Origin of the sequence: Rhabdaerophilum sp. (genome assembly GCF_046092605.1) — a bacterium.
Lineage (GTDB): Bacteria > Pseudomonadota > Alphaproteobacteria > Rhizobiales > Beijerinckiaceae > Rhabdaerophilum.
The window spans coordinates 1-13841 of sequence record NZ_JBJTDY010000061.1 but is presented as its reverse complement, the minus strand read 5'-3'; the positions used below and the strand labels follow the sequence as shown (position 1 = coordinate 13841).

The following is a 13841-nucleotide window of genomic DNA, read 5'->3' as shown; positions in this document are numbered from 1 at the left end:
ACACCTTTGTGGAAGCTGGCATCGTTCACTCATGGAAAGCACATCGTTGCAGCTCGAATCCCTGCGCTCTTCGTCGCTGGCCAGCGTGCTGGCGCAGGAACTCGAGCGCGTGGTGCTGGGCGGGGAAATCGGCCCCGGCACGCGCCTCAACGAGAACCAGCTTGCGGTGCGTTTCGGCGTGAGCCGGGGCCCCATCCGCGAGGCCCTGCGTGCGCTCGAAGGGGCGGGGCTTGTCGAATCCGTGCCCAATCGCGGGGTCTTCGTCCGTCGCCTGAGCGTGCGCGAGGTGCGCGAGCTTTATGATGTGCGCGCGGCACTCTTCGGCCTTGCCGGCCGCCTGATGGCAGAGCGTGCGACGCCAGACGAGATCCAGCGCCTGCGCGGGCTGATACAGGCGATGGAAGCCGCCACCGAGACCCGCAATTTCGAGGCCCATTATCCGCTCAATCTCGAATTCCACGGCGCGATTGTCGATGGTTCCGGCAACCGGACACTCGCGCATCAATATCGGGCCTTCGTGCGCAAGCTGAGCCTGTTCCGTGCCCGCAGCCTGGTGCAGGGCGGCGGCCTCGCGGTCTCGAACCGGGAGCATCGCGAGATGTTCTCGGCCATCGAGGCGCGCGATGCGAGCTGGGCGCATGAGGCGCATTGGCGCCATGTCTCTGCCGCGAAGGATCGGCTTCTGGCTGTTGTCCGCGCCGAATTGCAGATGGCCGGCGGCGAGGAAGCATCCGAAAACCGCCCGGAGAGGCGGGAGTTCAAACATACGCAACCGGGAGGAGCAACCCATGGTATCGAGACGTGAATTCGGACGCCTGACTGCGGCGGCGATCGGCGCCGTCGCCCTGCCGCCCATCTCCCGCGCGGCGCCGATGGCCTATCCGCACAAGGTGGTGACGCTCATCACCCATTCGAGCCCCGGTGGTGGCTCGGATGTGTTCCTGCGCGAGATGTCGAAGCATCTTGGCCGGTATATCGACGCGACCTTCGTGGTCGAGAATGTGCAGGGCGGCAGCGGGGCGCGCGCCATTTCCCGCCTCGCGACCGCCAAGCCCGATGGCTCGGTCTTCTATGCGACGACGCCCACCTACATCTTCACCTCGCTGCTCTCGAAGCCGCAGCACTCGTTCCGCGATGTGCAGCCGCTGGTCAATGTCTTCAGTGATGCCGAAGTGGTCTATACCCGCGCCGATGGCCCGTTCAAGACGCTGGCGGATGTGATAGCCCACGCGAAAGAGAAGCGCGGCCGCTGGGGGGCGGCGAACCCCGCCTCGCTGGAACGGCAGGCAGCCGAGCGCCTAAAAGCGGCGGCGGGCGTGAATGCCGCGATCGTCTCGCATGAGGGGGGTGGCGACCTCATGATCAATGTGCTCAACGGCACGCTCGATATCGGCGTCGGTGAAATCCCGGAACTGCGCGCGCAGCTCGAGGCGAAGAAGGTGCGCCTGCTCGCGGTGTTCAACGCCCAGAGGCTGCCGACCCAGCCGGATATCCCCACCGTGAGGGAGAGCGGCTTCGACGTGGTGGTGCAGAAGTTCCGTGGCCTTGCCGGGCCGAAGGGTCTGCCCGCCGATGTGATCGGCATCTGGGAAAAGGCGATCCCGCAGCTTCTGGCGGATGCCGAGTATCGGAGGATCTACGCCGCCGAGAGCCTTGTGCCGGATTTCATCCCGCAGGCTCCCTACGCGACCTTCATCACCGATTTCGCGCAGAGCTCCGAGACGTTTTTCCGCGAGACCGGCGTGATCAAGAACTGAACGCGTCGGAAGCGGGCGGGGGCGGGAGCGGGAGGCACCCATGAAGAAAGACCTGGCGGCGGGCATCGCCCTGCTCTGCCTCTCGGCGGGCTATGCCTGGATGACCCGGCGTATCCCCTCGAGTTCGCTTTCGGACGGTGTCGGCCCCGAGGGGCTGCCGAACCTGCTCGCCATCGCCCTGGCGATCGTGGCCGTGGCGCTGATCGGCAAGAGCCTCCTGGCCTTGCGTCTTGCGGCACCGGTCGAAGCGAGGGCGGCTGAAGCGAAGGCGAGCGGCGACGAGCAGGATGCGCATGCCGCGCTGCCGCGCGCGCTGGCCTTTGTCGGCCTTGGCATCGGCTATATGGTCATCGCGCCATGGACGGGCTTCGCCGTGGGAATCGCCCTGCTGGTGATGGCCACGGCCCTGTTCGAAGGCGCGAAACCTTCGCCGCGGCTGATGGTGATCGCGGCCCTGGTGGGGCTTGGCTTCTGGCTGGTCTTCGTGCGGTTCCTCGGGGTCGAGCAGCCCGTCTCCCGGTTGATCGGCTGAACCATGGGCCAGTTCGAGTTCTCCCAGGCGTTGAACCTGCTGATCGGCACGCCAATCGTGCCGGCGGCGATCATCGGGCTCATCTGGGGCATCATCGGCGGGGCGCTGCCGGGCATTTCCGCGTCCATCACCATGGCGCTGCTCTTGCCCTTCACCTATGGCATGGACCCGACCATCGCGATCGTGCTCCTCGCCTCCACCTATATCGGCGCGGAATATGGCGGTTCGATTCCCGCCATTCTCATCCGCACCCCCGGCACGAATTCCGCCGCCGCGACCGTGATCGACGGCTACGAGATGAAGCGGCAGGGCAAGGCGGGCGAGGCTTTGGGCATCTCGCTCTGGTCGGGCGTGGTCGGCAGTCTCGTGGGCCTTTTCCTGCTCGTGACAATGACCGAGCCGCTCTCGCGCCTCGCGCTGAGCTTCACGCCCGCCTCCTATTTCGGCCTTGGCATTCTCGGCATCAGCATCATCGCCTCGCTTTCGGGCGGGTCTTTGCTGAAGGGCCTCGCGGCGGCAATCGTCGGGCTGATGGTCTCGACCATCGGCACAGACCCGATTTCCGGCGTCTCGCGCTATACCTTCGACGTGCCCGAGCTGATCGGCGGCATCAAGCCCATCCTCGTGATGGTCGGACTTTTCGCGGTGAGCGAACTCCTGATGCAATCCGGCACGGCCGGCCATGGCGCGGTGGCGGAGGCGCGCGTGCGCATCGTGCTGCCGGGCCGGGCGATGATGAAGCGCCTCTTCAGGCCGCAGGGCATCGGCTGCGTCACCGGCACCTTCGAGGGGCTGATGCCCGGCGGCGGCGGCTCGATCGCGGCCTTCCTCGCCTATAACGAGGCGAAGCGCTGGTCCTCGAAGCCGGAGGAATTCGGCCGGGGCTCCCCCGAGGGCATCGCCGCGCCGGAAGCGGCGAACAACACGGTGGCTTCCACCTCGCTCATTCCGCTCCTGTCGTTCGGCATTCCCGGCTCGAATTCGGCGGCCGTGCTGCTCGGCGGGCTGCTGATCCACGGCCTGCTGCCGGGTCCGCGCCTTTTCGAGCAGAACAGCAATGTGGTGCTCGGGCTCTATCTGGGCTCGCTCGTCGCGACCCTCGCGCAGATCCTCATCGGCATGATGATCCTGCCCTTCTGCATGTGGATGGTGAACCGCCCGCGGCCCTATCTCGCGGCCTTCATCCTCGCCCTGGTGATGGCCGGCATCTTCACCATTAATTCCAGCCTGTTCGATATCGGCCTGGTGCTGGCGGGCGGAGTGATCGGCTACCTCATGCGGGTTTCCGGCTTCCCCTTCCTGCCGGCCGTGCTGGGCGTGGTGCTCGGCCCGATGATCGAGGGCTGCTATCGCCGTTCGCTGCTGCTTTCGGATGGCGATCACATGATCTTCCTCGAAGACAAGATCGGCCTCGGCCTGCTGGGCCTCGCAGCTGTTTTTGTTGTCGTCTCGCTTGTCCGCGAGGGACGCGACCTTAGGAAAGCCAGGGGAGTCCCCGCGTGACCACGCCGAGTATCGCCCGCCAGATCGGCGAATTTGCCGCCATCGCCGCGGAACATCCGTTGCCGTATGGCGTCGCCTCGATGGTGCATCGGCTGCTGATCGACGTTGCCGGGCTGTGCCTGGCCGCGCGTCGAACGGATTATGTCGCGGCCTGCCTTGCTTCGGTGGAAGGGCAGGGGCAATCGACGATCTTCGGCCATCCGGGTCGATTCACGGCGCTTGACGCTGCTCTAGTGAACGGCACCGCGGCGCATGGCGAGGATTTCGACGATACGTTCGAGGGTGGCCCGGTGCATGCCGGCGCGCCGGTCGTGCCGGCTGTGCTGGCCATGGCCGAACGGCGCGGGATTTCCGGCCCGATCGTGCCGGTGGCCATCGCGGTGGGCGTCGAGATCATGTGCCGGGGCAGCCTTGTCGCCCCGCAGGCCATCCACAAGGCGGGGTTCCACCCCACGGCGGTGATTGGCGCGCTGGCGACGACCGCCGCGGTTTCAACGCTTCTGCGCCTTTCGCCCGAGGCGACCGAGCGTGCGCTGGGCCTTGCCGGGTCCATGGCCTCGGGCATCATCGAATATCTCGCGGATGGTGCATCGACGAAGCGCCTTCATGCCGGGCTTGCCGCCCAGAGCGGCATCCGCGCTGCGCTTCTGGCTGAAGCGGGGCTGACCGGCCCACGGACGGTGTTTGAAGGCACGCATGGCTTTTACAAGGCCTTTGCGCCCTCGAAGCAGCCGGATTTCTCGAAGCTCACTACCGGACTTGGCGAGGAATGGGTAGGCGAGGACCTCGCCTTCAAGCCTCATGCCTGCGGAACCATGACGCAGCCTTACGTCGATTGCGCCATCGCACTGGCCAGGGCGGGTGTGCAGGCCGGGGACATCGTGAGCCTAGTCTGCGAGGTGGGAGAGGGGACGGTGCATCGCCTTTGGGAACCGCTCGCACTGAAGCAGAACCCGCCGAACGGCTATGCCGCGAAATTCTCGACGCCGGATTGCATCGCGGCGGGCTTCCTGCTCGGCGAAGCAGGGCTCGCGGCCTTCGAGGATAAGGCCGTGCGCGATCCCGCGCGGCGCGGGCTCGCCGCGAAGGTGAGCTACGTGATTGATCCCAAAAATGAATATCCTCGCAATTTCACAGGCCATATCCGCGCCACCCTGAAGGATGGCAGCACGCGCGAACTGCGCCAGCCGCATATGCGCGGCGGTGCGCATGCCCCGCTTTCCGATGCTGATATCCTTGCCAAGTACCGTGCCAATGCCCGCTTCGGCGGCATCGATCCGTTGCGCATGGAAGCCCTCCTCGGGTCGTTGCGCACCATTGCGGAAGGCGGCCCGGTTTCCCTTTCCGCCGCGCGTCTCTGAGGAGCCTCAAGATGCCAAACGACGAACTTTCCGGGCTTGTTGCCCTCGTCACGGGCGGCGCGAAGAATATCGGCCGGGCCATCGCACTCGATCTCGCGGCGGGCGGTGCGGCCGTGATGGTCAGCGCGCGTGCCGATGAGGCGGGACTCGCCGAGACCGTGCGTCTCATCGAGGCGTCGGGCGGCAAGGCCGCCTGGATGCCCGCGGATGTCACGGATGAAGCCTCCGTCGCGGCGCTGGTGGTTGCCACGACAGCGAAATTCGGCGGGCTCGACATCCTCGTGAACAACGCGGCGATCCGCACCGAAATCCCCTTCGAGCGGATGAGTCTCGCGGATTTCCGCGCGGTGACGCAGGTCGGCCTTGAAGGCCCGTTCCTCTGCTGCCGGGCAGCGCTCGCCGCCCTTTCCGCAAGCAGGATGGCGAGCATCATCAATATCGGCGGGCTCACCGCCTATACCGGCGCGAAGGATCGCGCGCATGTCGTGGCCGCCAAGGCGGGCCTTGACGGGCTCACCAAGGCGCTGGCGCATGATCTCGCGGGCCGGGGCATCACGGTGAACCTCGTTTCGCCTGGGCTGATCGACACCGTTCGCGGCGGCGCCTCGCATGCCCAGCCGAACCACCATCAGCACCACGCAACATTGTTGGGCCGGAAGGGCCTGCCGGAAGAGGTGGCCGCCCTGGTGCGCTTCCTCGCCGGCCCGCGGGCCCGCTACCTCACGGGGCAGACCATGCACGCCAATGGCGGCGCTTACCTCTCATGATTGCCGCGCGATGACCGAAGCCACCTCGCTCTCTGACCTCGCGCAGATCGGCCCGGCGATCACGGTCGCCGTTGCGGCCTTTTTCGCCTCGATGGCCAGCGCGATCACCGGTTCAGGTGGGGCGATCATCCTCTCCTTCGCGCTGGCGCCGATCCTCGGCGTGGCGGCGTTGGTGCAGACGATCAGCGTCGCGATGACTGTGAGCCATCTCGCGCGCATCCAGGCCTTTCGCCGCGAGATCGACTGGAAGGTGTCGGGAATCGTGCTCGCCGGATCGATTCCCGGCGTGATCCTCGGCGCGATGATCTACACCCAGTTGAGCGAGCGGGCGATCGCTTTGCTGCTGGGGAGCTTCATGCTGATCATCGTGGTGCTCAAGCGTACCTTGCCGAGCCGACGGTTGAACTTGCCAATACTGGTCATCCTGCTGTTTTCCTTCGGCTTCGGGCTGGTTTCAGGCGCGACGATCGGCGGCGGCATTCTCCTGTTGCCCATCCTCGCGGCCGCAGGCCTCACGGGAGCGGTCTTCGTGGCGACCGATGCCGTGATCGGTCTCGTGGTGCATCTTGTGAAGTCACTCGTCTTCGGCTCTGCCGCCGTTCTGTCGTGGAACCTCACGCTGATTGGTATCGTTGTCGGTGTCATGATGATCCCCGGCGCTTATGTGGCGCGGGCGCTCCTCCGGCGCATGCCGCTCTCCATCCATGCCGGCCTCATCGACGCCGTGATTGTTGCGGGCGGAATTGGGTTTCTCTACCGGGCAATGCGCTCGCTCTTCTAACGAAAAGAACCGGAAAATGGGGGAAACAATACCGATGCCATCCTTGTTCCGAACGCTGCTTGCATGAGCCGCCATCGGCCTGCCGTTAGCGGCCGTGGCCGGGCAGAACGATCCGGATCGGCCTGATCTCCGATACGCTCCTCGCCCGCCGATCATCCTTTGCGGAATTGCGAGTGTCCTTGGCTGGCAAGCGCGATGTCAGGCGAGATCGCACCGGTGCAAGCGGCCACCCTGCATGATGATGCGCAGATTCTTCTCCGGTTCGGAAAGGAGCGTGATGTCCTTCAGCGGGTTGCCCGCGCAGAGGATGATGTCGGCCAGCGCCCCCTCGCGGATCACCCCCAGGCGCCCCGTTTCCTGCAGGATTTCCGCATTCAGGCTGGTGGCGGAGCGGAGGATGTCCGCCGGCTTCTGCGCCCGCCTGCGGATCGTGAACTCGTAGGATTGGGCATATTCCATCTCGCCCATGAGATCGGTGCCGAAGCCCATCTTGGTGCCGGCGCGCTCGCAGATGTCGAGCATGGCGATGCCCGCCTTGTTCACGAGATCGAGCTTCTCCATGACGAAAGGCGTGAGCCCCAGGCGGGTGCCGTGTTGGGCTGTCACCTCGTAGCAGACAAGGGTGGGAACCACATAGGCGTTGCGGTCCCGCACGAAGGCAGCGGTCTCCGAATCGATGAAATTCGCATGCTCGACCGTGCGGATGCCCGCCCCCACCGCGTGGCGGATCGCCTCGCTGGTATAGGTATGGGCGCAGACATACTTGCCGCGCGCGGCCGCCTCGCGAGCACAGATCTCCAGCTCTTCCTTCGAGAATTGCACGCCTTCCAGCGGATCGGAGGGTGAACCCACCCCGCCAGAGGCCATCACCTTGATATGGTCTGCGCCCTTGCGGATCTCGTTGCGCACGGTGCGGCGCATATCCTCCGGGCCATCGACGATGCGAGAGAAGAAGACGAAGGCGTTCGAGTTGTAATCGATGTCATAGCGGCTATCCGTGCGGCGGCGATGGTCTCCATGCCCGCCGGTTTCGGTCAGCGCCGGGCCGCCCACATAGAGCCGCGGGCCGGGGATGACGCCCTGCGCCACCGCATCGCGGATGCCCACATCCCCGCCGCCGACATCGCGCACCGTGGTGAAACCGCGATCGAGCATCGCCTTGATGCGTGGAACGGCGCGCGCGGTCATCAGAGTCAGCGGCACCGTCTCGTTTCGGGAGGCCGCGAGGCTGATCGCAAAGACATGGACATGCGCGTCGATGAGGCCGGGCAGCAGGGTTTCGCCGCCACAATCGATCACGCGCGCGCTCTCGGCCTTGATGGGCTTGTCGGAGACAGCCTCGATCCGATCCCCCACCACCAGCACATTCATGCCGGGCACGGCTTCGTCGCCATGGCCATCGAACAGGGCGGCATTCGTCAGAAGGATCGAGGACATGGCAGAACCTTTATGCGGGGTGTCATCGGAGTTTTGGATCGAGCAGGTCACGCAGCCAGTCACCGACGATGTTGATCGAGACGAGCAGCACGACAAGGGTCAGGGCAGGGAAGACGACGACCCACCACTCGCCCGAATAGAGATACCCATAGCCGATGCGGATCAAGGTCCCGAGCGAGGGCTGCGTTGGCGGCATGCCGAAACTCAGGAACGAGAGGGTCGCCTCGGCCATGATCGCGAAGGCGATATCAAGGGTCGCCAGAACGAAGATCGGGTTCAGCACATTGGGCAGGATATGCCGGAACATCAGCACGGGATGCCCGCGCCCCGCGAGTTGCGCGGCCGCCACATAATCCTTCTGCCGCTCCACCAGCACCGCGCCGCGCACCAGCCGCGCGAAATGCGGCCAATGCGAAATGCCCAGCGCAAGAACGACAATCGGCATCGCGAGCGCCGCGCGCTTGTCATTCGGGAGCAGCGACTGGCTCACCCCGCCGATCAGTAGCGCGAGCATCATCGCCGGGAAGGTGAACTGGATATCGGCGATGCGCATCACGACGCTGTCGATGAGCCCGCCGAAATAGCCACTAACGAGCCCCGCAATCGTGCCGAGCGTGACCGAGATCGACACCGCCAGAAGGCCCACGAGCAGCGAGACCCGCAGGCCATAGAGCAGCAGCGAGGCGAGGTCCGCGCCCTGGCTGTCCGTTCCGAGAAGAAAGCGCGGATCGCCCTTCGCCATGAAGGCCGGAGGGAGGTGGCTGTCCAGAAGGTCAAGCGTCGCGAGATCGTAAGGGTTCGTGCGGGCGATCCAGGGCGCAAAAATCGCCGAGGCCACCACCAGGGCGAGCAGGAACAGCGCAACAAGCGTCACCGGTGTCGCAAGCAGGCTTCCGGCCAAGGGATGCCGGCGAAGCCGATGGAGAAAGGGCTCATCGCGGGGTAAATCGGGCGTCATCCGCCTGCCCCATGCGTGAGCGTGCGGATGCGCAGTCGCGGATCGGCGATGGCATAGAGGAGATCGACCACGAGGTTTATCGACACGAAGAACAAGGCGGCGGCAATCAGGAAGGCGGAGATGAGCGGCACATCGGTCTGCGCGAGCGCCTGCAGGAACAAGGTCCCCATGCCCGGCCACTGGAAGACCTGCTCCACCACCACCGCGAAAGCCACGAGATAACCGAGCTGGATGCCACTGACCGTGATGATCGGGATCAGCGTGTTCCTCAGCGCGTGGGAGAAATGCACCGCGCGATCGCTCAACCCGCGCGCCCGGGCGAAGCGGATATAATCCGTGCGCAATACGCCCATCATCTCGGCCCGCGCCAGCCGCGCCACCAGCGCAATCTGCCCGATGGCGAGGCAGATCGCCGGCATGATCAGGGATTTGAGCCCGGAACGGGTGAGATAGCCCGTGCTCCAGAATTCGAACTTCACCACCTCGCCCCGCCCGAAGGAGGGCAGCCACCCAAGGGTGAGCGAGAAGGTGAAAATCAGGATGATGCCGAGGATGAAGGTCGGCACGGAAACCCCGATCACCGAGGAGGTCATCAGGAAGCGCACGAGCCGCCTTTCCGGGTGCGCGGCCGCGAAAACGCCGAGCGGCACGCCGATCGCAACCGAAAGCAGGAGCGCGGCCAATGCAAGTTCCACGGTGGCGGGAATGCGCTCGGCCAGAAGATCGATGATCGGCCTTTGCGCGCCATAGGAATTGCCGAGCCGGCCGGAAAGCAAATCGCCGAGATAAAGGAAATAGCGCACCACAACCGGCTCATCGAGCCGCAGCCGGGCGCGCAAAGCCGCGCGATCCGCCGGGGTCGCATCAAGCCCGAGAATGCTCGCGACCGGATCGCCGACCGTGGTGCCGAGCGTGAAGGCCAGGATGCTCACGACCAGAAGCACGAGCACGGCATGGGCCAGCCGGTTGAGGAGAAAGGCGAACATCCGGGGATCCCGTGCGCTGTTCCGGGCGGAGGGCCCGGGCCCCTGTCACTTGATCGTCACGTCCTTCAGCATCACGGCGGAATCCGCCCGGGCCGGCACGGTGACGCTCCGGCGCATGGCCCAGGTGAGCATGGGCTGGTGCAGATAGACCGCATGCACCTGCTCCTTGCCGATGGTCAGCCCGCGCCGGTAGAGCTCCGTGCGTTTCGCCGGGTCGAAGGTGCTCACGAGTTCGGCGGTCACGCCGTCGAATTCCGCATTGCTCCAGAGCGCCCAGTTCGTGCCGCCTAGGCCCTTCTCACGGCTGCGGGTGGCCATGACGGAGGTGAAGGTATCCTGCACATCGCCGGAATTGCCGGCCGCACCGATGAGGTGGAACGAGGAATTCGGCCCGTTCACCAGCATGCGCGCGAATTCAGGCCATGGCATGCCCTTGATGCGCACCTCGACGCCGATGCGTGCGAGCATGCTCGCGGTCGCGCGGCAGATCTCTTCGGTGTTCACGTAGCGCTGCAGCGGGCAGTTGAGCTGGACGATGAAGCCATTGGGATAGCCGCTTCCGCGAGGAGCTTTTTCGCAAGCTCCACATCCGTGGGCCAGCGGACATCGAGATCCTTCTGGTAACCGCCGAACCCGGCCGCGGCCGCAGTGCCGACCACGAAGGCCTGCCCGCGCATCACGCGGTCCACGATCAGTTTCGCATCCACCGCATGGGCGAAGGCGCGGCGCACGCGCAGATCCTTGAAGGGATTGGCCTGAAGCGGCTGGCCGTTCTTGTCCCAGATGTCGAGGGCGACATCGCGGGTGCCATCCATCTCCAGCTGCATGAAGAGCTGCTGCGGCGCGGAGGAGACCACGAAGCCCGCAGTACCGTTGATGCGCTCGATATCCTGCAACGGCACATCCGTGATCAGATCCAGCTCGTTCGACAGAAGCGCGGAGACGCGCGTCGGCGCAGAGGCGATCGGCGTGTCGATCGCGCGCTCCACATTGCCGCTGAAGGTGCCCCAATAGGCCCTGTTGCGCTCGAAGGTCGTGCGCTGGGCGGGCTCCTGCAGCACGAGGCGCATGGGGCCTGTGCCATTGGCGTGGCGCAGCGAATAGGCTTCCGTGCCCTGCGCGCCAAGATCCGGCACCTTCTCGACATTGTTCGCTTTCGCCCAGGTGGCGGACATCACGAACAGCCGAACCATCTTGCGCGGCAGGATCGGGTCGGGCCCCTGCGAGATGACATCGACGGTCTTCGCATCAACCACCTTCGCCTCGCGGATCTGGCCATACATCGAGCGATAGAGCGCGCTTTCCTTCTGCCGCATGATGGAGAAGGCGACATCCTCGGCGGTGAGGGAAGTGCCATCATGGAATTTCACGCCTTCGCGGATGGTGAAGCGCCAGGTGTTCTCGCCGGCCGGAGCCCAGGCCGTGGCGATGCCCGGCTCAATGTCCATGTCGTTCGTGAGCCCCACGAGGCTGTCATAAACCTGCCGAACCAGCGAGGCTGTCACGAAATCATTCGTGGAATGCGGGTCCATGGTCAGCGGCGGCGTGGTGCCGCCGTAGCGAAGCGTGTTGGCAAAAACCGGATATCCGGCCAGCGCGAGCGCGCCGCAAACCGCCGCAAGGCGCAAGAACTTGATCACCACGCTTCCCCCAAGCTTTGAAGATTGACAGGATCGTGGCCCAAAATATTAGCTGATACAATAGGCCCGGTCGGTTGGTCGCAAGGGGCAGCGTCGGGGTTCACCGGGGCAGAGCCCGAAACGGCAGATGGGTTACCCACAACAAGGATGAACCATGGCCTCCCGCCCCGAACGCATGATGCTCGCCCCCGGCCTCGAAATCTCGCGCATCGTCACCGGTCTGTGGCAGGTCGCCGATATCGAGCGGAAATCGGGGGTGATCGACCCCGATCGCGGGGCGGAAGCGCTCTCGGCCTATGCCGAGGCGGGTTTCGACACCTTCGACATGGCGGACCATTACGGCTCGGCCGAGGTGCTCACCGGCCGCCTGCTGGAACGCATCCGCGCCGGCTCCCTGCCGGATACCAGGCCGCGCGCCTTCACGAAATGGTGCCCCGCACCGGGCGAGATGAGCGCCGAACTGGTGCGCGAGGGCATCCGCACCTCGCTTGACCGCATGCAGACGGACTGCATCGATCTCATGCAGTTCCATTGGTGGATGTATGAGCATCCGGGTTATCTTGATGCTCTGATGGAGATGGCGAAGCTCAGCAAGGAAGGCCTTTTCCGGCATATCGGCCTCACCAACTTCAACGCCGACCACCTGCATATGCTCTGCGCCCACGGGCTGCCGATCGTCTCGAACCAGGTGAGCTTCTCGCTCATCGACCGTCGCGCGGCGGGTGATCTCAGCCGGGTCGCGATGCGCCATGGCGTGCGCCTTCTTGCCTATGGGACGCTGGGCGGCGGCTTCCTCTCCGAGCGTTGGCTCGGCCGCCCAGAACCCACGCATGGCGACATCCCAGATTGGTCAAAATCGAAATACAGGCGTTTTATCAATGAGATCGGCGGCTGGCCGGCGCTCCAGGCCATTCTTGTGGCAGCCTGCGCCATCGCCGAGAAACACGGTGTCTCCATCCCAAATGTCGCGACGCGGTGGGTGCTGGAACAGCCGGCCGTCGCGGCGGTGATCGTGGGCGCACGGCTTGGCGAGAACGAGCACCGCGCCGATAACCTCAGGGTGTTCGATTTCGTGCTCGATCCCGAGGATCATGCCCGGCTTGATGCCGCCTTCGCCGAGACGCGCAACCCGCCCGGCGATTGCGGCGATGAATATCGCAAGCCGCCCTTCCTCACAGCTTCCGGCGACCTCAGCCATCATCTCGAGGGCTTTCCGAAGATCTACGCGGCGGAGCCGGTGCCCTTCCGCAGCGATGGCGCGCGCGTCAGCACCGGAAGTATCTGGGAATCGATTGCGGGCTATAGCCGCGCGATGCGGGTTGGAAACCAGATCACCATCAGCGGCACGACCGCGACGCATGGCGCGGGCCTGCCGGTGGCGCGGGGCTGTGCCGCCGCGCAGACGACCTACATTCTCGACAAGATCGCCGCGAGCCTCAGCGCGGCCGGCGCGCGGCTCGAAGATGTGGTGCGCACACGGATCTATCTCACCGATGCCGATGAATGGGAGGGCGTTTCCCGGGTCCACGGGCATTACTTCGCGCATACTCGTCCGGCGAACACGATGCTCGAAGTGAGCCGCCTGATCGGGGAGGGGTATCGCGTGAAGATCGAGGCCGATGCCATCATCGGATCGCGCGATAGAACTTAATGTCCGCTCAGCGCGAGATGCGGTCTCATCGCAGGAAACCGGATGGTCGGAGTGGCGGGATTCGAACCCACGACCCCTAGTCCCCCAGTCTTGTTGAACAAGATGCAGCGCAATATTGGGCGTTGACATATCAATGGCTTAAAGCCATTTCTCTTTCGCCGCATTGCTATTGGTTGCGGACTTTGTGGTAGCTAATCGGTAGCTACGCCGGACGAAGGGGTAATGGCAATGCCGACTGTGAAGCTAACGAAATCCGCCGTGGACGACCTGCCTCCGGGCGCTTCCTTGTGGGATCAGGCGGTTCGTGGCTTCGGCGTTCGCCGTCAATCTCTCGATCCGGTCTTCATCGTGAAGGCCCGTGTGAACGGTCGCCAGCGTTTCCTAACGATTGGCCGCCACGGCTCTCCTTGGACGGTTGAAACGGCGCGGAACGAAGCGAGGCGGCTACTTGGTGAAATCGCGAGCGGG

The 13841-nt window shown here is 64.9% G+C and carries 14 protein-coding genes; 9 read left to right on the top strand and 5 right to left on the bottom strand.

Translation table 11 applies throughout. From position 1 onward, the window contains the following. Positions 1-46 precede the first annotated feature (46 nt). Genes ACKODO_RS05235 through ACKODO_RS05205 form a run of 7 tightly spaced genes read left to right on the top strand, consistent with a single transcriptional unit; the run spans position 47 to position 6701 of the window. Positions 47-805 (top strand): FCD domain-containing protein, encoded by a 759-nt coding sequence (locus ACKODO_RS05235; RefSeq protein ID WP_408982394.1) that lies wholly within the window; start codon positions 47-49, stop codon positions 803-805. After that, on the top strand, positions 789-1757 hold the full coding sequence (locus ACKODO_RS05230; RefSeq protein WP_408982393.1) for a Bug family tripartite tricarboxylate transporter substrate binding protein: 969 nt from the start codon (positions 789-791) through the stop codon (positions 1755-1757). The genes ACKODO_RS05235 and ACKODO_RS05230 overlap by 17 nt, the downstream gene beginning before the upstream one ends. Before the next feature lie 40 nt (positions 1758-1797). Beyond that, complete coding sequence (locus ACKODO_RS05225) at positions 1798-2289, top strand: tripartite tricarboxylate transporter TctB family protein (protein ID WP_408982392.1); 492 nt, start codon at positions 1798-1800, stop codon at positions 2287-2289. Positions 2290-2292: 3 nt separating this feature from the next. After that, positions 2293-3792, top strand: coding sequence for a tripartite tricarboxylate transporter permease (locus tag ACKODO_RS05220; RefSeq protein WP_408982391.1), 1500 nt, complete (start codon positions 2293-2295; stop codon positions 3790-3792). Further along, complete coding sequence (locus ACKODO_RS05215; protein ID WP_408982390.1) at positions 3789-5153, top strand: MmgE/PrpD family protein; 1365 nt, start codon at positions 3789-3791, stop codon at positions 5151-5153. The genes ACKODO_RS05220 and ACKODO_RS05215 overlap by 4 nt, the downstream gene beginning before the upstream one ends. 11 nt (positions 5154-5164) lie before the next feature. Continuing rightward, complete coding sequence (locus ACKODO_RS05210; RefSeq protein ID WP_408982389.1) at positions 5165-5920, top strand: SDR family NAD(P)-dependent oxidoreductase; 756 nt, start codon at positions 5165-5167, stop codon at positions 5918-5920. 10 nt (positions 5921-5930) lie between these two features. Continuing rightward, positions 5931-6701, top strand: coding sequence for a sulfite exporter TauE/SafE family protein (locus ACKODO_RS05205; RefSeq protein WP_408982388.1), 771 nt, complete (start codon positions 5931-5933; stop codon positions 6699-6701). 198 nt (positions 6702-6899) lie between these two features. Here ACKODO_RS05205 and ACKODO_RS05200 read toward each other — a convergent pair whose 3' ends face one another. From ACKODO_RS05200 to ACKODO_RS05180, 5 genes are read right to left on the bottom strand one after another with little or no spacing between them, the layout of a single operon-like run. Beyond that, complete coding sequence (locus tag ACKODO_RS05200; RefSeq protein WP_408982387.1) at positions 6900-8138, bottom strand: amidohydrolase family protein; 1239 nt, start codon at positions 8136-8138, stop codon at positions 6900-6902. A 22-nt stretch (positions 8139-8160) separates the two neighbouring features. After that, the gene (locus ACKODO_RS05195; protein ID WP_408982386.1) at positions 8161-9039 is read right to left on the bottom strand and encodes an ABC transporter permease; all 879 of its coding nucleotides are present in this window, start codon (positions 9037-9039) and stop codon (positions 8161-8163) included. A gap of 53 nt (positions 9040-9092) precedes the next feature. Then, complete coding sequence (locus ACKODO_RS05190; RefSeq protein ID WP_408982385.1) at positions 9093-10082, bottom strand: ABC transporter permease; 990 nt, start codon at positions 10080-10082, stop codon at positions 9093-9095. Between the two features lie 45 nt (positions 10083-10127). After that, entirely contained in the window at positions 10128-10586 is a 459-nt protein-coding gene (locus tag ACKODO_RS05185) for a hypothetical protein (protein ID WP_408982384.1), read from the bottom strand. Beyond that, complete coding sequence (locus ACKODO_RS05180) at positions 10583-11722, bottom strand: ABC transporter substrate-binding protein (RefSeq protein ID WP_408982383.1); 1140 nt, start codon at positions 11720-11722, stop codon at positions 10583-10585. The genes ACKODO_RS05185 and ACKODO_RS05180 overlap by 4 nt, the downstream gene beginning before the upstream one ends. Before the next feature lie 154 nt (positions 11723-11876). Between ACKODO_RS05180 and ACKODO_RS05175 the strand changes: the two genes are divergently transcribed. Together ACKODO_RS05175 and ACKODO_RS05170 are read left to right on the top strand one after the other, a co-directional pair. After that, a complete protein-coding gene (locus ACKODO_RS05175; protein WP_408982382.1) occupies positions 11877-13373 on the top strand; it encodes an aldo/keto reductase in 1497 nt (498 codons plus the stop codon). 222 nt (positions 13374-13595) lie between these two features. Beyond that, on the top strand, positions 13596-13841 hold a 246-nt coding region (locus tag ACKODO_RS05170; protein ID WP_408982381.1), incomplete at its 3' end, for an integrase arm-type DNA-binding domain-containing protein.

What these genes read in the sequence shown, in the direction of transcription:
- ACKODO_RS05230 (WP_408982393.1), top strand. Translation starts at nt 789, where the DNA reads ATGGTATCGAGACGTGAATTCGGACGCCTGACTGCGGCGGCGATCGGC.
- ACKODO_RS05225 (WP_408982392.1), top strand. Translation starts at nt 1,798, where the DNA reads ATGAAGAAAGACCTGGCGGCGGGCATCGCCCTGCTCTGCCTCTCGGCG.
- ACKODO_RS05220 (WP_408982391.1), top strand. Translation starts at nt 2,293, where the DNA reads ATGGGCCAGTTCGAGTTCTCCCAGGCGTTGAACCTGCTGATCGGCACG.
- ACKODO_RS05210 (WP_408982389.1), top strand. Translation starts at nt 5,165, where the DNA reads ATGCCAAACGACGAACTTTCCGGGCTTGTTGCCCTCGTCACGGGCGGC.
- ACKODO_RS05205 (WP_408982388.1), top strand. Translation starts at nt 5,931, where the DNA reads ATGACCGAAGCCACCTCGCTCTCTGACCTCGCGCAGATCGGCCCGGCG.
- ACKODO_RS05200 (WP_408982387.1), bottom strand. Translation starts at nt 8,138, where the DNA reads ATGTCCTCGATCCTTCTGACGAATGCCGCCCTGTTCGATGGCCATGGC.
- ACKODO_RS05190 (WP_408982385.1), bottom strand. Translation starts at nt 10,082, where the DNA reads ATGTTCGCCTTTCTCCTCAACCGGCTGGCCCATGCCGTGCTCGTGCTT.
- ACKODO_RS05175 (WP_408982382.1), top strand. Translation starts at nt 11,877, where the DNA reads ATGGCCTCCCGCCCCGAACGCATGATGCTCGCCCCCGGCCTCGAAATC.